The 21,621-nt window shown below is 59.7% G+C and carries 17 protein-coding genes; 5 read left to right on the plus strand and 12 right to left on the minus strand.

All coding sequences use genetic code 11. The features are described from left to right. Window positions 1-84: 84 nt before the first annotated feature. The 4 genes from ACWIKB_RS20680 to ACWIKB_RS20695 all read right to left on the minus strand — a co-directional run bounded on the left by ACWIKB_RS20680 (window position 85) and on the right by ACWIKB_RS20695 (window position 4,488). Window positions 85-873, minus strand: a complete 789-nt coding sequence (locus ACWIKB_RS20680) for a MipA/OmpV family protein (protein WP_475269110.1) — start codon at window positions 871-873, stop codon at window positions 85-87. Between the two features lie 137 nt (window positions 874-1,010). Then, window positions 1,011-3,245, minus strand: coding sequence for a TonB-dependent siderophore receptor (locus ACWIKB_RS20685; protein WP_475269111.1), 2,235 nt, complete (start codon window positions 3,243-3,245; stop codon window positions 1,011-1,013). A gap of 303 nt (window positions 3,246-3,548) precedes the next feature. After that, a complete protein-coding gene (locus ACWIKB_RS20690) occupies window positions 3,549-4,037 on the minus strand; it encodes a GFA family protein (RefSeq protein WP_475269112.1) in 489 nt (162 codons plus the stop codon). Between the two features lie 46 nt (window positions 4,038-4,083). Next, on the minus strand, window positions 4,084-4,488 hold the full coding sequence (locus tag ACWIKB_RS20695; protein WP_475269113.1) for a PaaI family thioesterase: 405 nt from the start codon (window positions 4,486-4,488) through the stop codon (window positions 4,084-4,086). A gap of 368 nt (window positions 4,489-4,856) precedes the next feature. Here ACWIKB_RS20695 and ACWIKB_RS20700 point away from each other — a divergent pair, with 368 nt between their 5' ends. The 3 genes from ACWIKB_RS20700 to ACWIKB_RS20710 all read left to right on the plus strand — a co-directional run bounded on the left by ACWIKB_RS20700 (window position 4,857) and on the right by ACWIKB_RS20710 (window position 8,066). After that, window positions 4,857-5,741 carry a LysR substrate-binding domain-containing protein gene (locus ACWIKB_RS20700; RefSeq protein WP_475269114.1) on the plus strand — a complete coding sequence of 295 codons (885 nt, stop codon included), beginning with the start codon at window positions 4,857-4,859 and terminating at the stop codon, window positions 5,739-5,741. Window positions 5,742-5,841: 100 nt separating this feature from the next. Further along, a complete protein-coding gene (gene aguA, locus ACWIKB_RS20705; protein ID WP_475269115.1) occupies window positions 5,842-6,966 on the plus strand; it encodes an agmatine deiminase in 1,125 nt (374 codons plus the stop codon). 2 nt (window positions 6,967-6,968) lie between these two features. Further along, window positions 6,969-8,066 carry an extracellular solute-binding protein gene (locus tag ACWIKB_RS20710; RefSeq protein ID WP_475269116.1) on the plus strand — a complete coding sequence of 366 codons (1,098 nt, stop codon included), beginning with the start codon at window positions 6,969-6,971 and terminating at the stop codon, window positions 8,064-8,066. Between the two features lie 144 nt (window positions 8,067-8,210). Here ACWIKB_RS20710 and ACWIKB_RS20715 read toward each other — a convergent pair whose 3' ends face one another. From ACWIKB_RS20715 to ACWIKB_RS20730, 4 genes are all read right to left on the minus strand, one after another. Further along, entirely contained in the window at window positions 8,211-8,828 is a 618-nt protein-coding gene (locus ACWIKB_RS20715) for a DNA-3-methyladenine glycosylase family protein (RefSeq protein WP_475269117.1), read from the minus strand. Window positions 8,829-8,833: 5 nt separating this feature from the next. Then, window positions 8,834-9,637 carry an isocitrate lyase/PEP mutase family protein gene (locus ACWIKB_RS20720; RefSeq protein WP_475269118.1) on the minus strand — a complete coding sequence of 268 codons (804 nt, stop codon included), beginning with the start codon at window positions 9,635-9,637 and terminating at the stop codon, window positions 8,834-8,836. Window positions 9,638-9,670: 33 nt separating this feature from the next. Next, on the minus strand, window positions 9,671-10,753 hold the full coding sequence (locus ACWIKB_RS20725) for a bifunctional transcriptional activator/DNA repair enzyme AdaA (RefSeq protein ID WP_475269119.1): 1,083 nt from the start codon (window positions 10,751-10,753) through the stop codon (window positions 9,671-9,673). A 179-nt stretch (window positions 10,754-10,932) separates the two neighbouring features. Further along, window positions 10,933-11,553: a LysE family translocator gene (locus ACWIKB_RS20730; RefSeq protein WP_475269120.1), complete on the minus strand. Its 621-nt coding sequence runs from the start codon at window positions 11,551-11,553 to the stop codon at window positions 10,933-10,935. 291 nt (window positions 11,554-11,844) lie between these two features. Here ACWIKB_RS20730 and ACWIKB_RS20735 point away from each other — a divergent pair, with 291 nt between their 5' ends. Continuing rightward, entirely contained in the window at window positions 11,845-12,432 is a 588-nt protein-coding gene (locus ACWIKB_RS20735; protein ID WP_475269121.1) for a LysE family translocator, read from the plus strand. Between the two features lie 58 nt (window positions 12,433-12,490). Here the strand turns inward: ACWIKB_RS20735 and ACWIKB_RS20740 are convergent, their stop codons facing one another. The 3 genes from ACWIKB_RS20740 to ACWIKB_RS20750 all read right to left on the minus strand — a co-directional run bounded on the left by ACWIKB_RS20740 (window position 12,491) and on the right by ACWIKB_RS20750 (window position 17,715). After that, complete coding sequence (locus tag ACWIKB_RS20740) at window positions 12,491-16,156, minus strand: hypothetical protein (RefSeq protein ID WP_475269122.1); 3,666 nt, start codon at window positions 16,154-16,156, stop codon at window positions 12,491-12,493. A gap of 193 nt (window positions 16,157-16,349) precedes the next feature. Then, the gene (locus ACWIKB_RS20745; RefSeq protein ID WP_475269123.1) at window positions 16,350-17,183 is read right to left on the minus strand and encodes an AraC family transcriptional regulator; all 834 of its coding nucleotides are present in this window, start codon (window positions 17,181-17,183) and stop codon (window positions 16,350-16,352) included. Window positions 17,184-17,217: 34 nt separating this feature from the next. After that, window positions 17,218-17,715, minus strand: a complete 498-nt coding sequence (locus ACWIKB_RS20750) for a VOC family protein (protein WP_475269124.1) — start codon at window positions 17,713-17,715, stop codon at window positions 17,218-17,220. 149 nt (window positions 17,716-17,864) lie between these two features. Here ACWIKB_RS20750 and ACWIKB_RS20755 point away from each other — a divergent pair, with 149 nt between their 5' ends. Further along, the gene (locus tag ACWIKB_RS20755; protein ID WP_475269125.1) at window positions 17,865-19,208 is read left to right on the plus strand and encodes an XAC2610-related protein; all 1,344 of its coding nucleotides are present in this window, start codon (window positions 17,865-17,867) and stop codon (window positions 19,206-19,208) included. Here ACWIKB_RS20755 and ACWIKB_RS20760 read toward each other — a convergent pair. Then, complete coding sequence (locus tag ACWIKB_RS20760) at window positions 19,205-21,595, minus strand: TonB-dependent siderophore receptor (protein WP_475269172.1); 2,391 nt, start codon at window positions 21,593-21,595, stop codon at window positions 19,205-19,207. The genes ACWIKB_RS20755 and ACWIKB_RS20760 overlap by 4 nt on opposite strands. Between the last annotated feature and the right edge of the window lie 26 nt (window positions 21,596-21,621).

Consider the following 21,621-nt stretch of genomic DNA (forward strand, 5'->3'; position numbering starts at 1 on the left):
GCAGCCTTCGGCAGCTCCTACAGGGTGTACACATTCCAATGTAGGAGCTGCCGAAGGCTGCGATCTTTTCCATTGCGCCGGCAATCAAAAGGTATACACCACCTGCCCAGCCACCGACGCCTGCAATCGCCGCTCGACAATCGGGCTGTCCGCCGCCTCGCTCGCCAAATACTGCACCGCCACCACCGTGGTAAAACTCCACCGTTCATCTATCGGCAACGACCAGGTCAGGTCCGCCCCACGACTGACCAACCCACCATGGGTGTCATACGCCCGAAACTGACTGCGCGAGGCTTGCGCGTAGCTCACCCCATACCAGGTGCGCAGGTAGTTGCTGTCGCCGAACTGGCTGTTGAGGCTGCCGACCACGTTGCCATATTCACCTTCATAAAACGGCGCGCTGATGCTCAGTTTCAAGCGGTTGTAAGCCGAGCCGGTGTCGTGGTCGTCATCGTCCTTTTCCAGCGCATGTTCGAAGCTCGCACCGAGAATGATCGGGCCCATGTGATAGGTCCCATCCAGTCCGATGACCGGACGCGATTTGATCGAACCCATGCCGTTGAGTTCGTCCGAGCCTTTGAAGCCGGTTTTGCGATCCTTGCGCACATCACTGGCGCCGATGTACACGCTGAGGCCGAAATCATCCTCGTCAAACGCCCAACCCAGGCCCTTTTCGGTGTCCAGAAAAATGCCGTAAGGGCTGACGACTTTAGCGCCCAGCAGTGGCGCCACGGTGCGTTCATCACTGCCGCTGTAACGCGGCACGCTCGCGGCGCCGGCACGCAGGGTGTAGCGCCAGTCTTCGGCACGTAACGAGTCGGTGGGAACGAGCAGGCAGAGCGAAGTCAGCGACACACACAGCGAACGAAACATGGGAGCACCCGAGGGAGATTGGATGCGCCCATGCTAGGCAGCTGTTGGCCAGCAATCTTTGAGAGCTTTGTCGGGAAACTGTCAAAGACTGTGAAGGGGGGCCTCTGTAGCAGGTTGAGTCATGGCCTAGCTGAAGCTTAGAAATCCCACTTCGTAGTCAGCGTCAAATTGCGCGGCTCGCCGTAGAACGTGGTGTCGAAGTTGCCCAAACCGGTCAGGTAGCGCTTGTCGAACACGTTGTTGGCATTGGCGGTAAAGCTCAAGTGCTCGTTGTACTGATAACGGGTCATCAGGTCCACGAGGGTATAGCCGCCCTGTTTGATCTGGGTGTAGTCGCCGACGGTCGGGCTGTAGATTTTGCCGTAGAAGGCGCTCTGCCAACTGATGCCGCCACCGACGGTGACTTTGTCCAGCGCGCCAGGCAGGCGATAGGTGGTGAAGGTGCGTACCACGTGTTCCGGTTTGCTGGTGGACAACGGGAAGCCGAAGATCCGTTGTTCATCGGCATCGCGGGTGCGGGCGTAGGTGTAGCCGGCTGACAGGTTCCAGCCTTCGGCCAGTTCGCCGGCCAGTTCCAGCTCCACACCTTGGGTCTTGGTACCGTCGACGGCTTTGTAGATGCCTTCGTTGGTGATGGCGTTGGTGCCGATCGACTCGGCGACGCCGTCCTGCTCGATGCGGAACAGGGCCAGGCTGGCATTCAGTCGACCTTCGAAGTAAGCCGCTTTCAGGCCGGTTTCATAGCTGTCGCCCTCAACCGGGGCCAGGGTCGTACCGTTGCTGTCCTTGTAGGTTTGAGGCTGGTAGATCGAGGTGTAGCTGGCGTACACCGAGTACACATCATTCAGGTCATAAATCACCCCGGCGTAAGGCGTGACCACGCCGTGTTCCTTGTAGCTGGCGTGGGTGTCGTCCAGGCTGGAACCCGGGTTGTAGCGGTAATCTTCGTTGTACTTGAAGGTACTCAGGCGGCTGCCGAGGATCACGGACAGGTCGTCGGTCGGACGCAGGCGCGTGGCCAGGTACACGCCGTTCTGGCTCTGGGTGCGCTCGTATTTGCCGTTCTTCGGGAATTCCTGTTTCGGCAGATGACCGTCCCAGTCATAAATGCTGCCAGGCACCATCTCGAAGGCGCTGGTGTCGTAGGTCGAGCCGGTCTGGCGCGAGTGTGACGTCATGACGCCAGCCACCAGTTCATGCTCGCGGCCACCCAGGCTGAACGGCCCGGAGACGTTCACGTCAGCGGTGTTCTGCACGCGATGACCTTCCCAACGACCCCAGTAAAGAAACATGCCTTCGCCGGTGGCACGATCTGGGTTGCCGCCGCTGGCCGAGGCCAGTTGGGTGTCGTGGTCGGTGGTTTTCTGGTCGACGCTGACCTTGAGTTTCCAGTCATTGGCCAGGGCTTGTTCCAGCGAGGCGAAATAGGTGGTTTCGTCGAAATCGCGACGGCTCCAGTCGGCGGCCGGGTTGAAGTGACGCGGGAAGTCGGTGCGCCCGCCGTCGGAGAAATACGTCGGGTTGCCAGTCCAGGAGCTGCCGCGCGGGGTCGCACTGGATTTGTCGATGCCGAAGGTCAGCAGGGTATCGGGCGTCAGGTCAGCCTCGAGAATCCCGTAATACAGGTCTTTCTTCTGGCTGTAGTGATCCTGGTAGGAATTCTTGTCCGAGTACGAGCCGACAAAACGCCCACGCACGCTGCCGGAATCATTCAGCGAACCGGAAATATCGCCGGTGCTGCGATAGGCATCCCACGAACCCACGGTGCCGTTGATCGAGGCCTTGAATTCCTTGGTCGGCTTTTTGCGGATCAGGTTAACGGTGGCGGACGGGTCGCCCGAGCCGGTCATCAGGCCGGTCGCGCCCTTGATGATTTCGATGCGGTCCAGGCTGGCCGAGTCGTCGCTGTTGTTGGGGTTTTCGCCGTACACACCGTCGTAGGGCTGGTTCACGCCGTCGTACTGGAAGTTGGTGATGGCGAAGCCTCGGGCGGAAAACTCGGTGCGATCGCTATCGTACTTCTGCGTCGAAATGCCGGGGGTATTGCGCAGCGCATCGCCGACACTTTGCACACCGCGATCGTCCATTTGCTGACGGGTGATCACAGTGACCGATTGCGGAGTTTCACGCAGCGACAACGGCAGGCCGGTGGCCGAAGACGTTTGGCCGGTGGTGTAGGAATGCGTGTCTTCGGTGGTCGCGCCTAAACCCTGGGCGGAGATGTTGGTGGCGTCCAGTTGCAACGCGTCGCTTTTCGAGGTGCCGGTTTCAGCGGCATGGGCGGCGCAGGCAAAGGTCAGCAGGGCGGCCGGAAGGGCCAATGCCAAGGGGCACAAGGCAAAACGAAAACGCGCGGCGAGGTGATGCGGCATGACAGTCCCTTTGTATCGAATCGGTCGGTAATTGAATGCTTCTGAGGGTTAACCGAACGAAAAACGCAAAGGGGAACTGAGGGGCAGAAAATAATTTGATGTTTTTCCAAGTGCCGAAAGAGCAATGAGAAACCTGTGGCGAGGGAGCTTGCTGTGGCGAGGGGGCTTGCCCCCGTTCGACTGCGAAGCAGTCGTAAAATCAGGCAACTCGGTGCGCGCGGCAGTTCGTAGGGGGCCGCTTCGCGCCCCAACGGGGGCAAGCCCCCTCGCCACAGTAGATCTTCTTAGCCACAGGAGCTGTGTTTACCTTTCCAAACCCAGCCGCTCATGCCACTCGGCAATCGACTCTTCAGGATAGACCTCGAATTCCTGATCCTTGGGCTTCACCTCAACCTCCACCCACGACGCCTTCGAACCCAGCATCAAGTGCGTATGCTCCGGCGGCACCGGCAGCGGGGTGTCTATGGCCGAGGCGAACGGGTGAATCAGCTCCGGCCACTCCGGGCTGAACAGCCATAAGCCGCTGCCGCACACCGAACAGAAATGCCGCTCCGCCGTGCTGCTATGCGCGCGTTTATCGCCGTCTTCCTTAAGCCGCGCATGGTAGATCGCGATATGTTTGCGCCCGCGCACCTTCAGGCTGCCGGCGTCGCCACCGAGGTTGATCGCATAACCGCCTCCGCCCTGGGTCTTGCGGCAGATCGAGCAGTAGCAACGCTGGTAAGGGTAGGGGTGGGCGCTGGTCAGACTGAACGACACCGCGCCGCAATGGCACGAACCTTCGAGCTGCATGACAACCTCCGGCGGTTCTTGAATGGACTCAAGACAGCCTAGACCCTCAGCGGCTTTCGACCGGCACCAGAATCGCGTCGCCGGTCGCCACCAGTTTCAGTTGGTCGCCGGTCTGCGCGAACAGCTCGGCACGGGCGAACACCTGCTTCTTGCCGGCCTTCACCACCCGGCCCTTGGCGATGAACACTTCACCGACCGCCGGGGCCAGGCAGTTGACCGAAAAGTGCGAAGCCAGCACGTTGCCGGCTACCGTCCCGGCAGCAAACCCGCAGGCGGTATCGAGCAGCGCGCCGATCAGCCCGGCATGCAGGAAACCGGCGTATTGCGCCATGTCGGCTTCGCGAAAAGCCATGGAGAGGTCAGCTTCACCGCTCTCGGCGCGAGTGACTTCGAAGCCGGCCCAGCGGTTGAAGGCTGAAGTTGAGTTGATCTGTTTGAGTGCGTTGAGCATGGCGAATCCCTCCGGTTGAAGGATCAACATGCGCCGGGTTTGGGGGGAAGTCATGGTGGATAAGAGAGGGTGATGGACAGGGGGATTTTTGGTGAATGGGCCGGCGCCTTCGCGAGCAAGCCCGCTCCCACAGGGGATATGTGTCGGGCACAAGACCAATGTGGGAGCGGGCTTGCTCGCGAAGAACGATAACGCGGTCTGCCTGCCTGACACCAACCTGTAGGAGCTGCCGAAGGCTGCGATCTTTTGATCATTTTTTGAGACCGCCCAAGGTCAAAATCAAAAGATCGCAGCCGTCGGCAGCTCCTACAGGGGTGGACGTGTGCCATCGGCCACGTCAGCATGAACACCTAAAAAAGGCCTTGATCATGCGACGTCTACCTTCCCTGGCAGCACTCAAAACCTTCGAATGCGCCGCCCGCCACGCACATTTCGGCCGGGCGGCCGCCGAGTTGTGCGTGACCGACAGCGCCGTCAGCCATCAAATCCGCCAGCTCGAAGAGCAACTGGGCGTGTCGTTGTTCATCCGTGAAGGCCGGCAGATTCGCCCGACCATGGCCGCCGGGCGCTTGATGCAGAGCTTGCAGCACGCCTTCGAACTGATCGGCGAGGCCTGCGATGAACTGCGCGATCCGTCATCCCTCGCCGTGTTGCGCCTGGCCGTCACGGCCGAACTGGCGCAAAAATGGTTGATGAGTCGTCTCACTGACTTCTACGCACGCTACCCGCACATCACCTTGCACCTTTACGAACAACCGATCGACGCCACGGCGCCGGGGGAAGACATCGACCTGGCGATCACCTACGGCACCGGCCCGGTGGACAGCAGCGCGTACTTTGTCCGGCCATTGCCGGCGTTGCAGTTCTTCCCGGTATGCAGCCCCGGCCTGTTCAACCAGGGCACCCTGAAAAACCCGAAAGACCTGGCCCGCCATTGCCTGCTGCACGACGATCAGGACGGCAAGACCTGGACCGCCTGGCTCACCAGCCATGCCGGCGACCAGCGCCCGGAGCGTCAGTTGTATTTCGCCCACGCCGGGTTGGCGCTGGAAGCGGCGGCGCAAGGGCAGGGCGTAGCGATGGGCGATAACCTCACGGCACAGGAAGATTTGCTCAGCGGTCGGTTGGTGCGGCCATTCACCGCCAATATCACCGCGTTGGGCCAATACGCGTTGGTGTGTGAACGGGTGCGGCTGGAGCGCCCGGCTTTGGCGCAGATGCTGGAATGGTTCAACGATCAACTGGTCGATTGATGAGTTGAATTCAAGTATTCCGAAATAATCATCGTTGGCGAGGAGGGCGCTGGCGACCTTAGCCTGTGGTCATTCCAATCCCCGCTGATGAGGTTTGCCCATGGCACGTTTGCTCGATTCCACCCCCAAGCAAGACGGTTTCCGTCTGCCCGGCGAGTTCGAACCAAAATCCGGTTGCTGGCTCGGCTGGCCGGAGCGCACCGATGTGTGGCGCAACGGTGCCAAGCCTGCGCAGAAGGTCTGGGTGCAAATCGTCACCGCTATCTCCCAGAGCGAACCGGTGACCGTGTGTGCCTCCGCTGCGCAGTTCGCCACCGCTCGCCGGCAGTTGCCGCCGCAAGTGCGGGTGGTGGAAATGACCTGCAACGACACCTGGTTTCGCGACAGCGGCCCGTGCTTTGTGGTCAACGATGCCAGCGGTGAAGTGCGCGGCGTGGATTTCGAATTCAACGCCTACGGCGGTCTCGACGGCGGCTTGTACTACCCGTGGGACAAGGACGACCAAATCGCCAGCAAGATCCTCGAAATCGAACGTTTCGACCGTTATCGCGCCCCGTTGATTGCCGAACTCGGCGGCATCCAGAGCGACGGCCAGGGCAGCATCCTCACCACCGAACAATGCCTGCTCAACCGCAATCGCAACCAGCATCTCGGCAAAGAAGAAGTCACCCGGCGCCTGACCGATTACCTCGGCGCCGAGCAAATCATCTGGCTCCCAAGGGGCTGCAAATTCGACGAAACCGATGGCCACGTCGATGACCTCGCATGCTTCGTCCGCCCCGGTGAAGTGGTGTTGCAATGGACCGACAATCGCGATGACCCGCAGTGGGAAATCTACCAAGAGGCCTACGACATCCTGCGCAGCACCCGCGACAGCCGTGGTCGCGAGTTGATCGTGCACAAACTGCCGCAACCGGACGTGCTGGAATGGACCGCTGAAGAAGCCGAAGGCCTCGACCAGCAGGACAGCACCCATACCCGTCAGGCCGGAACCAAGATCTGCGCGTCGTACATCAACTACTACGCTGGCAACAGCTCGATTGTGGTGCCGTTGTTCGGTGACCGTCAGGATCAGGTGGCGTTGGCGACCCTCGCAGAACTGTTCCCGCAACACAAAATCGTCGGCATCGAAAACTCACGGGAAATCCTCCTCGGCGGCGGTAACGTAGCCTGTATCACCATGCCGCAGTACGCTGCGCCTGCTTGCAACAAACAGGGGGTATAAGCATGGGCCTGCACAAACTGACTCAAGCGTTATTGCTGGTGCTTGCACCCCTGTGTGTGCAGGCCGCCGACACCGCCAAACCGGTGGTCAACCTGTACATCTGGGGCGAGTACCTGGCCCCGGATACCTTGAGCAATTTCGAGAAGCAGACCGGCATTCATGTGGTGGCCGATCACTTCGATTCCCTGGAAACCGTCGAGACCAAACTGCTGACTGGGCGCAGTGGTTATGACCTGGTGCTGACGGCGGGGCAGCACCTGTCCCGAGCCATCCAAAGCGGCGCGATCCGGCCGCTGGATCATCAGCAATTGCCGCATTTTGCGGGTGTCGGTGAAGAGTTTCGCCAACACATGGCGGTGTTCGATCCGGGTAACAAATACGCCGGGATCTACGCCTGGGGCACCACTGGTGTCGGGGCGCAGGAAGAGGCGGTCAAGCAGCGTCTGCCCGATGCACCACGGGACAGTTGGGCGATGTTGTTCGACCCGGCGGTGGTCTCGAAATTCGCCGATTGCGGGGTCAGCCTGCTCAATGATCCCAACGAAGTATTCGCGGCGGTCATGAAGTACATGGGCCTGGACATCAACCGCCAGAACCTCGATGACCTGAAACTTGCCGAGCAGCAACTGGCGAAAATCCGGCCTTACATTCGTTACTTCGACAACGATCTGAACATCAGCGACCTGGCCAACGGCAACACCTGCGTGGCGATGTCCTGGAACGGCAACGTCGCCATCGCAGCCGGCCAGGCCGAGGCGGCAAACAAGCCGTTCAAACTGAATTACCGGATACCGAAGGAAGGCACGCTGATCTGGTTCGACGCCATGGTCATTCCCAAGGACGCGCCGCATCCCCAGGCAGGGCTGGCGTTGATGGATTATCTGATGACGCCGCAAGTGATTGCGCCGATCACCGACACCATTCACTACGCCAACGCGATTACGGCGGCGGACGGGTTGATCGACCCGGCGATTCGCAATGATCCGGGGACGTATCCGTCGGCTGAGGTGAGGGCTTCGTTGTATAGCAAGAATGACAATGGCAAGGACTTTAACCGGGCGTTGATTCGGGCGTTCAGTCGGTTGAAGTCGGGGTTGTGACCTGTCTGTGAAGTGATGTGTTGGATGTGAAATCGCCTTCGCGAGCAAGCCCGCTCCCACAGGGTTTATCTGTGCCCACAAATCTTGTGTCCACCAGAAATACCCTGTGGGAGCGGGCTTGCTCGCGAAGAACGATAACGCGGTCTACCGTCCAGGCACCCGCCACAAATACCATGAAGCCACCGTCCGAAACGGACTCCACCCCAACCCAATCTCAATCATCTGCTTACGCGTAGGCTGCACCTCCAGCCCCTTCATCCGTCGATACCCCTCACGCACCCCAAAGTCATCCGCCGGCAAAATATCCGGCCGCTCCAGGCTGTAGATCAACAACATTTCCACGGTCCAGCGCCCAACCCCGCGCAGGGTGATCAGCCTCTCGATCAGCGCTTCGTCATCCATAGCCAACGCCGTGGCGTAATCCGGCACCACACCGTCCAGTGTCGCTTGGGCAATGCCCTGGATGGTCGCAATCTTGCCGGCGGAAAATCCGCAGCTGCGCATCTGCTCAAAGCTTGTCGCCAGAATCTGCTCGGGTCGTGGGAACGAGGTCGAAGGAAACAGCGCGATCAGCCGTCCGACAATCGCGTCCCCAGCCTTGGCATGCAGTTGCTGATAGGCAATCGCCCGCACCAGCGACTCATACGGATCGCGCGCCGGATGAGGTTGATGCAGGCAGGGGCCGATGGCAGTGATGTGGCGCCGCCAGTCGTCATCAAGGGAGGCCAGGAATTCGCTGGCGGGCTGGTAGATATCGGGCATGGATCTCAAGTTTTCTTCAGCAGCGAGTTCACTTCGCCGTAGGTGAGCGCCTTGAGGTCATGGGTATCGAGCTTGCCGGTTTCCAGAAAGCTTTTAGCCACGGTCGCCATCGCGCCATACAGGAATTCAGCAATGCCCGACCCGGCGCTCAACCGCCGCACGCCGAGGGTTTTCAGTTCGTCGGGGGATGGCAGGGAGGCCCAGCCCAGCACGTTCACCGGCAGCGGCGTGCCACGGCAGATCGCCGCGATTTCGTACTCCGCCGTGACGCCCGCGGCGAACAACCCGTCAGCCCCGGCGGCTTGATACAACGCCGCGCGCCTGAGCGTTTCGGCGACGCGATCTTCGGCCGGCACCAGGCCCTTGAGGTACACGTCGGTGCGGGCATTGATGAACAGCTTCACGCCCCGGCGTTCGGCTACTTGTCGGGCGATTTCGATCTTGCGTGCCAGCAACTCCGGCGGGGAGGCGCCGTCCTCGATGTTGATGCCGACGGCGCCGGCGGCGATCACCGCGTCGATCACTTCGGCGACCCGCGACAGGTCATCGGAATAGCCGGCCTCGATGTCCACGGTCAGTGGCACATTGATCACCCGGGCGATGGATTCGACCGTCGCCACCAGGCGTTCGAGGGGCAGAGCGTTGCCATCGGGATAACCATGCACCCAAGCCACCGCCGCGCTGCTGGTGGCCACGGCTTTGCTGCCCAGTTGTTCTACCAGCCGCGCCCCGGCGGCGTCGGCGACGTTGGTGAGGATCAGCAGGCCGTCCTGGTGCAGCTTGTGGAACTGTTGGTCGAACGCTTCCATCGATTTTCCTTCCCTTTGAAAAACACAGAATGATCAGAATGCCAGTTGTTGCGTGATCTGCACCGCAGCCTTTTCCAGCCTCAGCAGAAACGCCTTGCGCGGTTGTCCGCCACCATAACCGGTCAGCGAACCGTCCGCACCGATCACCCGGTGACAGGGCAGCACAATCGCCAAACGGTTATGCCCATTGGCCAGGCCCACGGCGCGGCTGGCACCGGGTTTGCCCAGCAGCGCGGCGATGGCGCCGTAAGTGCTGGTCTGGCCGTAGGGGATCTGCGCCAGTTCGGCCCAGACCTGCCGGGCGAATTCGCTGCCCGGCAGGTGCAGCGGCACTTTGAATTCGGTCAACTGGCCGGCGAAATACTGCGCCAGTTCGGCTTCGATCTGCTTCAAGTGGCCGTTGTGTCCCGGCGCCACGACGTAGCCATAACGGTTTTGCAGTTCTTCGACTTCCTTCGTAAGCACTGGGCGATCCAGAAATTCCAGCAGCACCAATCCGCGCCGTTCGGCCATGGCAATCATCGGCCCCAGCGGCGTGGTCAACCGGGTGAACAACAGCGGCTCGCTGTTGGCGGCGCGGCCCGGGGTGATGTGAAAGGACTTTTGAAAGGCATCGCGAAAACCGCTCAGGGATTCGTAGCCGGAATCGAACGCGACATTGTCGATGGACTCGCCCTGTTTGATCCCGCCCAAGGCCATGCCGAGGCGCCGGGTGCGCAGCCAGGCGTGGAACGTCATGCCGAAATGCTGCTTGAACCAGCGCCGTAATTTGAGCGGCTCGATGCCTTCGGCTTGCAGTTGAGTGTCGGTCCAGCGCTGATCCGGATCGGCATCCACCAAGGTGAGCAAGCGCTGCACCCAATCCGGCGCGATGGCCGCCGCATCCAGCGGTTTGCAGCGCAGGCAGGCGCGGTAACCGGCGGACATGCACTCATCGGCATGGGCGAAGAACTCGACGTTCTCGGGCTTGGGTTTGCGCGCCGTACAACTGGGACGGCAGAAGATTCCGGTGGTTTTGACCGCAGTGAAAAACACCCCCTCGTAGGCGGTGTCTCGTTCGAGCATGGCGCGAACCATCTCGGCGTGGGGCGGCAGCACAGCGTTTTGTAGGTTCATGAGGTGAGCATAAGTCCGCTTGCGGGTTGCCTCCACCGGTAAATCGACAGTGAATTTCGGGCGCCACCAACCAACGTGGGAGCGGGCTTGCTCGCGAAAGCGGTATGCCAGACAACAAAAATGCTGAATGTTAAACCGCCTTCGCGAGCAAGCCCGCTCCCACAGGGGATATCAGAGTTTCAGGCCCGCCGCGCTAGCAACAGCACAGAAGCCGCCGCCGACAACAACCCCGCGCAGCAGCGATTGAAGATCCGCTTGCCCCTCGGCTCGGCGAACCAGCGGCGCATGTGCAGGCCCATGTAGGCGTAGGCGCTGATGGCGATCCATTCCAGCATCAGGAACAACGCGCCCAGTACGGCAAATTGCGGTGTTATCGCTCGGGTCGGATCGACGAATTGCGGGAGAAATGCGGTGAAGATCAGGATCGCCTTCGGATTACCCGCCGCCACCAGGAACTCCTGGCGCGCCAATGCCAGCATCCCCACGGGCGCGCCTTCCACCGCGGTTTGCGCGCCGGGATCGGCCCGCCACAGTTGCCAGGCGAGATAGAACAAATACGCCGCCCCCAGAATCTTGATCCCGTAGAACAACAGCTCGGACGTTTGCAGCACGACTGCCAACCCCGCCGAGGCGAGGGCAATCATCCCGGCAAATGCCAGCAATCGTCCGACTCCGGCGACGCAGGCGCGTCGATAGCCGTAGCGGGTGGAATTGCTGACAGACAGCAAATTGTTCGGGCCGGGCGCCATGTTCAAGGCAAAGCAGGCGGGGACAAACAGGGTGAGGGTGGCAAGGTCCATGACGGGGGCTCCAGCAGCGAGAGCGTTATTTTTATCACAGGTGTGGGGTGGCTTGACCCGTACAGTGGCGCGCGGTGGTCGCGGTACACAATGAAGGTTCAGCTCCTGTGGGAGCGAGCCTGCTCGCGAAGAGGCCAGTACATTCAACATCTCAGTTGACGGTTACACCGCCTTCGCCGGCAATCTCGCTCTATTTGTGTGGCGTGAGCGGAAGGGGTGTTTTGTTCAATACAGCCACCGGTGTGCTCTTTACCTTGAGGCCCGGTTCAACTGAATTGAAGAAGGTCTGTGATGAGTCTGATGATTTCCATGGCGGCATTTGCCCTGGCCGCGTCGATAACGCCGGGTCCGGTGAACATCGTGGCGTTGAGTTCCGGCGCGCAGTTTGGCTTGCGCGCCAGTCAACGGCACGTGGCGGGGGCGACCCTGGGGTTTGTGTTGCTGTTGGTGCTGATGGGCCTGGGGTTACATGAGTTGCTGCGGTTATGGCCGGTGCTGACCCGGGTAGTGCAATTGACCGGAGTGGCGTTTCTGTTGTTTATGGCCTGGAAACTGGCGCTCGACGATGGCCGGTTAAGTGCCGGACAACAGGGTAAGGCGCCGTCGATGTTCTACGGCGCGTTGATGCAATGGCTCAACCCCAAGGCCTGGCTGGCTTGTGTCGCGGGCATGGGCGCGTTTGTCGCGGATGGCGATGCGCGGCTGGTCTGGCAATTCGCGGCGATTTATTTGGTGGTCTGTTACTTATCGGTAGGCTGCTGGGTCTATGCCGGCACGTTCTTGCGCGGGTATGTGAGCAATCCGGCGGGAATGCGCCTGTTCAATCGGATCATGGCGGTGTTGTTGGCGATGAGCGCGGCGTACTTGCTGTATGCCTGAGTGCCGTACCCCATCATTCGGGGTACGGACTGGTTACCCTGGCCTCAATTGATGAGCATCAAGCCATGCCACTCAGCAAATTGAACACGTCCTTTGGCATTGGCGTGAATCGACCGCTGCGCAGTTGACTGATCGCGTACATCGCGCTGGCGGTACGGCCATTGCCGTCGCCGAAGCCCTGGAAACCCACCACGGTCGCAAGCAGGTGTTTGTCGAAGTGTTGATGGGCGGTGTCCAGGTTTTTCAGATGCTGTTCCATCAAGGCAAAACCGGTGATGCTGCTGCCGTAAGGCGTTGGCGCTCCGGCCTCGCGTACGGAGCCGGAGAGCTCAGGCACAAGACGGCGATGCACTTCTTTGATGACTGCCGGATCGGTCAGAGATGCTTTATTGCCCGCGTATTCGCGAAGCAGCGTAACGATGTTATCGAAGTCATTACCGTTGGACGTCGAGCCATTCAGCATCCAGGCGCCGGCTCGTCGCGCTGGGTCGGTAAAGCCCTGGGTGTTGAAGTCAGAATCCGGCATGACGCCATTGTAGGGCGCCTTGCCCAAGTCCTGTTTCAACACGTTTTGTTGGTAGTTCTTCATGTAGCTGACTTTTTTCGTTTCGAACTCGGCAACGATCTCCAATGCTTCGGCATAACCTTTCGCAGAGTAGAACTCATTGGTGTAGTGAATCGGCCTGCTGCCCATGTAGGTGCTCAGCACCTCATCCAATGCCGTTTGGCCTATCAATGTCCCCAGTTCTTGTACTTGCCGGGTTTGCAGAGCCGCTTCTTTGACGGAGTTATTTAGCAGGTGCTGCAGTTCGGTGGGGTCGGCCCCCTTCGGAAAGGCAATCGTCTTGTCACTCAGGCGCGTCACAACCTGTTCGATGGTCGTCATGCTGTCATCCTTGAACAGCGCGCGGGCGTGGGCCACGGTGTCCAGGCTCATGCGGATCTGCGATGCCGAACCGCTGTGATTGATCGCCTTGATCAGATCATAGGTGTCGGCTCCTGTCAGATGCCGTAGCTGATTGCGGGCGATATGTGCGGTTAAGGCAGCGTAGTGTCCGACTTTCAATGCCCCCCGGCCGATCAGCTTCGCACCACCCTTGAGCAATGACGGGACGCCGTCCAGGGGATTGAGCAGCCCGACAACGGTTCGCGCACCGACCCGCGATGCCGACAGCAGTTTCGTGGTCAGGGAAGCACCTTTGGCGACGGTGCCGGCGACCTTGAGCGGAATCGCGGCGAAGGCGAGGCCGACAACCGCAGCGTCCATGACGCACCCGGCGATAGCGTTGCGCTGCCGCTCGGGGACACCCGAGGACATCTCCTCGACGCATTCCTTGAATGGAATGATCAGGTTAAGGATGACACTAAACACGGCGTCGCTCTTTTCAATGGCCCGTTCTCGCTCGGTCTGGTCAAGCCCGATCTGCATCAGTTCATTTTCGGTGAAGAGCGGGTTTTTCCGGGCAATCAGGTCGCTGATGGCTTCTATCCGTTCGGCGTTGAAGTAGCGGACCGGGTTGGCCGATTGGGTTGGATGCGTTGATGCTTTGAATTCGCCGATCCTGGTCAGGTAGAAACTGGAGTTCACACCGTCCCGTGGTTCGACATTCTGGAGGTAGGCGGCCAGATCAACGGGCGCGTTTGCAACCAGTGTCTGTTGATTAAAGTCTTCGTCTGCCCAATGGGAAATAAGCCGAGGGGCCACGAGTGTTCGAAGATCCTGGCGTGATCGGCATTCCAGCCGCAGGGGGAATAGTTCATAACAACGAGTCAGTGAACCCATTACCGCGCAAATAATGATGCCGTGGCGAGCCGGGTTTTTTTCAGGCTGCAGAGTCTTTGGAGGGCTCGTGAATATAAATCCACCACTGGGTCGATAATCGACGTTGGTCTTGACCTCGTTAACCTGATAGATGCCCAGATGACCCTGCTCAATAAACTTCCTGTTGGACTCCTCCATTTGAGAAAAGATTAATCTTATTGTGGTCGATAAGGCGGTCGTTATTCCGGAGAAATGCGCATGAATGGCTTCTTCATATAAATGAGCAACCGGGTATAAGTGTGTCAATTGTGGGAAGGCCTGGTAAATATCCTTGCCCTTGATACGCCCCCAGTCCTGGGTGTGCAGTTCATTTCCCATGTACAGGTCCAGTATCGATACCTTCCTGCCGGCACCGCCTCCGCTGCCGCGGTGTTTGACCAGCAGCTCATCAGGATTGCTGTCGGGTACGTTTGACTTCAGCTCCTTCAGCGCGAGCGCTTTGCGGCTGGGGATCGGTTGGTTGATGTAGTCCATCCCGTCCGACAGGGCGCCCACATAGCGGTTGTATTCTTCGATGCCTTGACTCACCGCAGCCTCGCTCAAGCTGCCGTCTGCTTCTCGTGTGATCAGGTCGTTCATCAACGCCCAGGTGATGATCGGGTCAATCGTTTGACTGGCATGCAACGCTTGCAGTTGCGGTGTTAACCCCGAAACCTGGCTGAACCCCAATAGGTGCTGATAAGTCATCACACGGGATGCGCCGGGAACAAGCGCTTCAACCAGATGAACCGCCTGGGTGAACACCACCCAGCCCGGGCTGCCGAGTCGCAGTTCGGCTGGGACATCGCGAACCAGGTATTCAGGTGCCATGCCTGCCAACACCCATTCCACCACCAGCGGCGCAATAACGGGGTTCAGGGTAAATCGGGTTATCAAATGCTTTTGCAAATCGTCGCGCACGTCGGCGGGCTGGCGTTGCAGGTAGTGGGTCGAGTAGAGGTCAAAGCCTGCGAATGACGTATTCGTGCTGTCAGCATCGGGATCAAGATCAAGCAGCAGCACGGCGATCAGCAATTGTTCGATAAACGCTTGAGTGGGTTTGTCGCCGCTTTTTTCAGTGAACCAGCCCAAGGCATCAAGATACGGCAGCGCCTGGTCGGTAAATTGCCGGGCGATGTCGATCAGCCGTTGCATCCGGTAGTCATGGCTGGTAGGCAATTTTTCCGAACCGGCGCTCTCCAGCATCAGCCAGGCGCCAAATTGCTCGAACAAGGGGGCGGAGTCGTCTTTCAGTGTCTGGGTCACCCGCCGGATGATGGCGCGGTGTTCTTCTGTGAGCCTGAACGGCGAATCATCGGGCGTATCCAGTAACTGCCAGTAGTTCTCGAACTTTGGGCTGGCCGGCAACGTTGCGAAGTTGAGCACGTCAATCAGGGCCGTGGTTTCTTCCTCGCTGGCGGGAAGCGCCAAACCGTGGAATTGAAGCCATTGGCCAATGGATATACGGCCATTAGAGGTAATGAAACCAGCGGTACTGCTGGCCATTCTCGCCAGCAGTTTCAGGTCTTCATTGAACGCTGCAATGCCGACTACTTGGGCCGTAATGTCGGTGCGCGAAAAGTAGTGATTGGTGACGTAAGTCGGTGGATTACCCGGACGTCCTCCGGAACTCGAGTTTTCATGGACGTGGTAAAGGTACCCGTTTTTATCGATATGAAAGTGGGCATTCTCCGGGATGGAATGTTTAGTCCGGATCTTCATGAACTCAGGATGGCGGGTCATTCTCGCGAGATAAACCGACGCAGGGCGGTGGGCCAAGTCGAAGTTGGAACCTGTCACGCTGGTAACGGCCAGACGATCCCATGGCCATTCGAGGATTTTCTGGACGAACGCGTCGCCGATAAGAGTGGCAAGTGCTTGAGTGATGACTTGTCGCTGAAGTTCGTTGCTGGCGCTATACATACTGAAGTTCCATCTTCTAGTGTGATTGCAAACGCTTTTAGATTAATGGGAGGCGCGCTACGTTGTCGTTGCGGGTGTATGAGCGAATGTGAAAACACTGCGCTGAAGATGTTTTATGGCGAGGGACGTTAATAGTTACTTGTGTTGCTAGTTGTGTTTTGCGCAATTGATGGTCTTTGGCAGGGAAAACGGTTCAGCCCCGATACTGCCCCGGCGTCGCCGCCAGATGCTGTTTAAACGCCCGCTGAAAGTGTGCCTGATCGGCAAACCCGGCTTGCAGCGCCACATCGGCAATCAATTGACCGCTGCGTAACCGCTCCCGGGCGAACTGGATGCGCCGGTTGACCAGAAACGCATGGGGCGTCATGCCGAAATGCTGCTTGAACGCGCGGATCAGGTAGGACGGCGACAGCTGCGCCGCCTCGCAAATATCTTCCAGCTTGAGCAACTGCGTGCAGTTGTCGCGGATGAAATCGGCGGCCCGCTCCAGTTTGAAATTGGGCTCGCGCAACGGCTGATCGATGGGGTTGAGGCGTTGCTGCACGTCGGTGAAAAACTCCACGGCCGCGCTGTGTTTGCGCAGCACGTCTTGCTGGGCGTCGATCAGCACCGCGTACAAATCCTTCAGGCCGGCAAACAGGCTGGCATCGCGCAGATGAGTGATGGAAAACCGGCGATAGGCCTGGTCCTGGCTGAACCCCAGTTGATGCTGCAAGTCTGTCAGCCACGGCGTCTCGACGTACAGCATCAGGTACGACCAGGGTTGGTCGTCGATAGGGTTGCAGGCGTGGACATCGCCGGGATTCATCAGCACCACGGTGCCGGTGCTGACCTCGAATTGCGCCTGCTCGTGAACGTACGTGCTGCACCCGGCGGTGATCGCGCCGATGGAAAAGTGCGCGTGGGAGTGCCGGGCATAGCAGACCTCGCGCCCGTCGGCGATGGCCCGGGCCTCGATGAAGGGCAGGGCGTCGTCGCGCCAGAAACGCGGGGCTTTATCGGCATCTTTGGCAACGGTGTGCTTCATCGTCGGCGTCCTGGCAGGTCAGCGCACGAGTGTATTAGCTCTCGCCATGAAAGGCGCGTTGCAGTTCGACGATGTCGAGTTTTTTCATCTGCATCATCGCTTGCATGGCCCGTTGGGATTTGACCGTGTCGGGGTCTTTGAGCATCTCCATCAGGGCCACCGGGACGATCTGCCAGGACACCCCGAACTTGTCCTTCACCCAGCCACATTGCTCAGCCTCGGGGACGGCGGATAACGCGCCCCAGAAATGGTCAACCTCGTCTTGCGTATAACAATTGACCTGGAACGACACCGCTTCGTTGAACGTAAACACCGGGCCGCCATTGAGCCCGGTGAAGCTTTGGCCGTCGAGTTCGAAACTCACGGTCAACACCGAGCCTTCCGGGCGGCCATGGAACTCGAAACCGGCCTTGCCGTAATGGGTGATGGCGGTGATTTTCGAGTGATCGAAGATCGAGCAATAGAATTTGGCAGCGGCTTCGGCCTGATCGTCGAACCACAGGCAGGGTGTGAGTTTTTGCACGCGTTGCATGGCGGTTCTCCTCTGCGGGTTAATCACGCTGGACTATCAGCGTAGTCAGTCTGTAGTCGGTTGGGAGGGCCGTAGATCGACAAGTCGCAGCCCGGACCGTTTGTCGTTAGACTGGCCGCCCCGATTTTGCCGCAAGGACGCTCAGCATCATGGTTGCCCCTCGTTTTTTGGCTGTTGCCTGCCTGTTCGCCAGTGCTGGCGTGAATGCCGAACCGTTAACACTGCGCCTCACTGATCCAGCGCACAAATATGCGATTGAGGTGCTGTTCCCGCAACCGCCGGTGCAGACATTCGATAGCGCTCCGGCGACTATCACGCTCAAGGACAAAACCAGCGGCGCCGTGCTGCAAAGCATCGACTCGCCCGAGGCGTCAGCCTTGTTCAAGCCTGGCAGCAACGAACTGGCGGCTGATCAAAACCTGCTGGTGTTCGGTGATTTCAATTTCGACGGCCAGCAGGACATGGCCGTGCGCAATGGCAACAACGGCGGATACGCCGAGCCTTCCTACGATATTTACCTGTTCGATGCCGATAGTCCGACGCTGGTCTTGAACAAGGCCTTTTCCGCGCTGACCCGTGAGCCGCAGTTGGGGCTGTTCGGGATTGATCACGCCGGTAAAAAACTGCTCACCCAGACCAAGAGCGGTTGCTGCTGGCGCCAGAGTGCGACCTGGGAAATTCAGGGCAATAAGCCGGTGATGATTGCCGAGAAAATCGACGTCGCGCAGAGCCCCTCCGAAGGCAATCCTTTCATGCCAAAGGGGTATGTGGACGTCACTCGTCGTGAATTGAAGTCGGGGCAATGGCTTGAACAACATGGGCTGGAAGGCCCGTTCGGCGAGCCTCCGGTCATGCTTCGGGGCACGCTCGATGGAAAAATCCCGGTCGAACTGTGGTGGCAGCTCCAGGGTGAAGCCTATGTGGGTGAAGTCCGTTACACCAAAAGCGGCAGTGGTCAGCCGATCCGCTTGATCGGCACGGTCTATGAAGATGGCGGCGTGGAATTGCATGAAATGTCTGACGACGGTGAGATGACCGGCGACTGGTTTGTGGAGGGACTGCCCAATGAACGGGGCGGGCAGGAAGGCACCTGGGTCAGTGGCAAGCGTCGATTGAGCATCGATACGCGACCGACCGCCTTCAAGGTCGCCCCGCAAAAACTCGAGCGGGTCGCGACGGATCAACGGGAGGGGCATTATTTAGTGCGCAACGCCGAGGAGCAGCGGGTCGGTGAATTGATCCTGAAAATACTGCCCGGTCCGGACAAGACTTCGCCTGAAATAGCAGACATCACGTTCACGCGTGATCAACTCAAGGAACCGACGACCGAAGCTCATCACCAATCCCCATTGCTGGCCGGCAATCTGGTGATTGCGCTTGATGACAAGGGCGATCCACTGTTCCGAGTGCAGTTGCTCAACGGCGGGGCAGACGTGACCGGTTATGGTGCTGAGTACGCCAAGTTTCGTGGTGCTTACGTGAAGCAGCCCTAGAACTCCCACTTGGTGGTGAGCTGCACACTGCGCGGCTCACCATAAAATCCGGTGCCGAAATTCCCAAGCCCGGTGTAGTAGGTCTTGTCGAACAGGTTCTTCACATTGAGTGCAGTGCTCAGATGCTCGTTGAAGCGATAGCGCGCCATCACGTCCACCAGGTAATAACTCTGCTGGGTGATGCGCGCGTACTGGCCGCCGTCGTTGGGATTGGGCTGGAACACATTGCCAAAAAACGCACTCTGCCAATTCACCCCACCACCGACCGTAAGGTTTTCCCAAGCCCCTGGCAGCCGATAGGTGCTGAAAATCCGCACCACTTGCTCAGGCGCCGTGGTTTGCAGCACTGAGCCGTAGACGTAATCGCCCTTGGCGTCGCGAGTGTGGTTGTAGGTGTAGCCGGCGGAGAGTTTCCAGCCTGCGGTCACTTCGCCGGCCAGTTCCAGTTCGAAACCTTTGGTGGTCGCGCCTTGCACCGGGCGATAGATCGACTCGGTGTCGACGCCACTGACGTATTCGGCGAGGTTGTCCTGCTCGATGCGGAACACGGCGAAACGGGCGTTCAGTCGCCCGGCGAAGTACTCAGCCTTGATGCCGGCCTCGTAGGCATCGCCTTCCACCGGATCGAGCAGTCGCCGATCCGCGTCCTTGCTCATCTGCGGCTGATAGATGTTGGTGTAGCTGGTGTACACCGAATAGATGTCGTCGAGGTCATAGACCAGTCCGGCGTAGGGCGTGACAACACCGGTTTGCCGGTAGCTGTCGCGCACGTCCGGGGTGTGGGTGTCGAGGTAGTCGAGGTGGTCGCTGCCCTTGAAATCACTGACCCGCCCGCCGAGGATCAGCGACAGATTGTCGGTCGGCTTCAGGCGTGTGGCCAGGTAGGCACCGGTCTGGCGCTGGACGATGTCGTCACTGCCGACCTGCGGGATGTCCGGTTTCGGGAATTCGCCGCGCCAGTCGAAGATGCTGCTGTCCAGGGCCGGGTAGATCGAGCCGAACACCGGGATGTCCTGGCGGGTGTTCATCGACATGAAACCGGCGATCAACTCGTGCTCGCGACCGAACAGGCTGAACGGGCCGCTGAAGTTGACGTCGAGGTTGTCCTGCACCTCATCACCCTTGAACTTGCCCATGTACATGAACATGCCGTCCCCGCTGACCGGGTCCGGGTTGCCGCCGCTGGCCGAGCCGAGAAAGGTGTCGTGCTGGCGGTGCTTGCGGTCGTAGCTGACTTTCAATGTCCAATCGTTGGCCAGTCGCTGTTCCAGCGCGGCAAACAGCGTCTGGTTGTCGAAGTCGCGGCGGCTCCAGTCGGTGGCCGGGTTGAACGAGCGTGAGAAATGCGTGCGCGAGCCGTCGCTGTTGAACATCGGGAAACCGGTCCAACTGGCGCCACGGGAGCGGGTGTTTTGCTGGTCGATGCCGAAGGTCAGCAGCGTGTCCGGGGTCAGGTCGGCTTCGAGGATGGCGTAGGCGATGTCCTTGGTGTTTTGATAATGATCGGCGCGGGCGCTGCGGTCCTGATAGACCCCGACGAAGCGTCCGCGCACGTTGCCGCTGTCGGTCAGCGGGCCGGAAATATCGCCCTCACTGCGATAGCTGTCCCAAGAGTCGGCAGTGCCGCTGACCGAGGCCTTGAAGGCTTGGGTCGGGCGCTTGCGGATCAGGTTGACGGTGGCCGACGGATCGCCCGAACCGGTCATCAGGCCGGTGGCGCCCTTGATGATGTCGACGCGGTCGAAGGTCGCCATGTCGGTGCTGGTGGTGCCGTAATCGTAGACACCGTCGTAGTCGGTATTGACGCCGTCGTACTGGAAATTGGTGATCGGCAGGCCACGGCTGGAAAACTCCCAGCGCTCGCTGTCGTAGTTCTGCACGCTGATGCCGGGGGCGCGGCGCAGGACATCGGCGATGCTGGTGCCGCCCTGATCGTCCATTTGCTGGCGGGTGATGACCGTCACCGATTGCGGCGTTTCGCGCAGGGAGAGCGGCAGGCCAGTGGCTGAAGACGTTGAACCAGTGGTGTAGGCGTGAGTGGCTTCGGTGATTGCGCCAAGGTTGAGGCCCGCGATATTCGTGGCGTCCAGTACCAGTGGCGCGTCGGGTGATGCTTGCAGGACATAACCGCCGCCAGCCTGGGGCAGGGCTTGCAGGCCGCTGCCTTGCAACAGGCGCTGCAAGGCTTGCTGGTCGGTGAAATCGCCCGTCAGGCCCGGACTGAGTTTGCCGCTCGCGAGGTCGTTGTGGCCGGCGAGGAAAATTCCCGCCTGTTCGGCGAAACGGTTGAGCACGCTGACCAGCGAACCGGCGGCGATTGCGTAATGACGCTTCTGGCTGACGGGTTGCTCACTGGCGGCTGGAGCGATGCCTGGCGCAAGACTCATCAGCCCCGCCGCCAGCGCAAAGGCTA

The organism is Pseudomonas sp. 5Vm1k (genome assembly GCF_056161485.1).

Coding starts and splice junctions, on each gene's coding strand:
- ACWIKB_RS20680 (WP_475269110.1), bottom strand. CDS start 873: ATGTTTCGTTCGCTGTGTGTGTCGCTGACTTCGCTCTGCCTGCTCGTT.
- ACWIKB_RS20685 (WP_475269111.1), bottom strand. CDS start 3,245: ATGCCGCATCACCTCGCCGCGCGTTTTCGTTTTGCCTTGTGCCCCTTG.
- ACWIKB_RS20690 (WP_475269112.1), bottom strand. CDS start 4,037: ATGCAGCTCGAAGGTTCGTGCCATTGCGGCGCGGTGTCGTTCAGTCTG.
- ACWIKB_RS20695 (WP_475269113.1), bottom strand. CDS start 4,488: ATGCTCAACGCACTCAAACAGATCAACTCAACTTCAGCCTTCAACCGC.
- ACWIKB_RS20700 (WP_475269114.1), top strand. CDS start 4,857: ATGCGACGTCTACCTTCCCTGGCAGCACTCAAAACCTTCGAATGCGCC.
- aguA (WP_475269115.1), top strand. CDS start 5,842: ATGGCACGTTTGCTCGATTCCACCCCCAAGCAAGACGGTTTCCGTCTG.
- ACWIKB_RS20710 (WP_475269116.1), top strand. CDS start 6,969: ATGGGCCTGCACAAACTGACTCAAGCGTTATTGCTGGTGCTTGCACCC.
- ACWIKB_RS20715 (WP_475269117.1), bottom strand. CDS start 8,828: ATGCCCGATATCTACCAGCCCGCCAGCGAATTCCTGGCCTCCCTTGAT.
- ACWIKB_RS20720 (WP_475269118.1), bottom strand. CDS start 9,637: ATGGAAGCGTTCGACCAACAGTTCCACAAGCTGCACCAGGACGGCCTG.
- ACWIKB_RS20725 (WP_475269119.1), bottom strand. CDS start 10,753: ATGAACCTACAAAACGCTGTGCTGCCGCCCCACGCCGAGATGGTTCGC.
- ACWIKB_RS20730 (WP_475269120.1), bottom strand. CDS start 11,553: ATGGACCTTGCCACCCTCACCCTGTTTGTCCCCGCCTGCTTTGCCTTG.
- ACWIKB_RS20735 (WP_475269121.1), top strand. CDS start 11,845: ATGAGTCTGATGATTTCCATGGCGGCATTTGCCCTGGCCGCGTCGATA.
- ACWIKB_RS20740 (WP_475269122.1), bottom strand. CDS start 16,156: ATGTATAGCGCCAGCAACGAACTTCAGCGACAAGTCATCACTCAAGCA.
- ACWIKB_RS20745 (WP_475269123.1), bottom strand. CDS start 17,183: ATGAAGCACACCGTTGCCAAAGATGCCGATAAAGCCCCGCGTTTCTGG.
- ACWIKB_RS20750 (WP_475269124.1), bottom strand. CDS start 17,715: ATGCAACGCGTGCAAAAACTCACACCCTGCCTGTGGTTCGACGATCAG.
- ACWIKB_RS20755 (WP_475269125.1), top strand. CDS start 17,865: ATGGTTGCCCCTCGTTTTTTGGCTGTTGCCTGCCTGTTCGCCAGTGCT.
- ACWIKB_RS20760 (WP_475269172.1), bottom strand. CDS start 21,595: ATGAGTCTTGCGCCAGGCATCGCTCCAGCCGCCAGTGAGCAACCCGTC.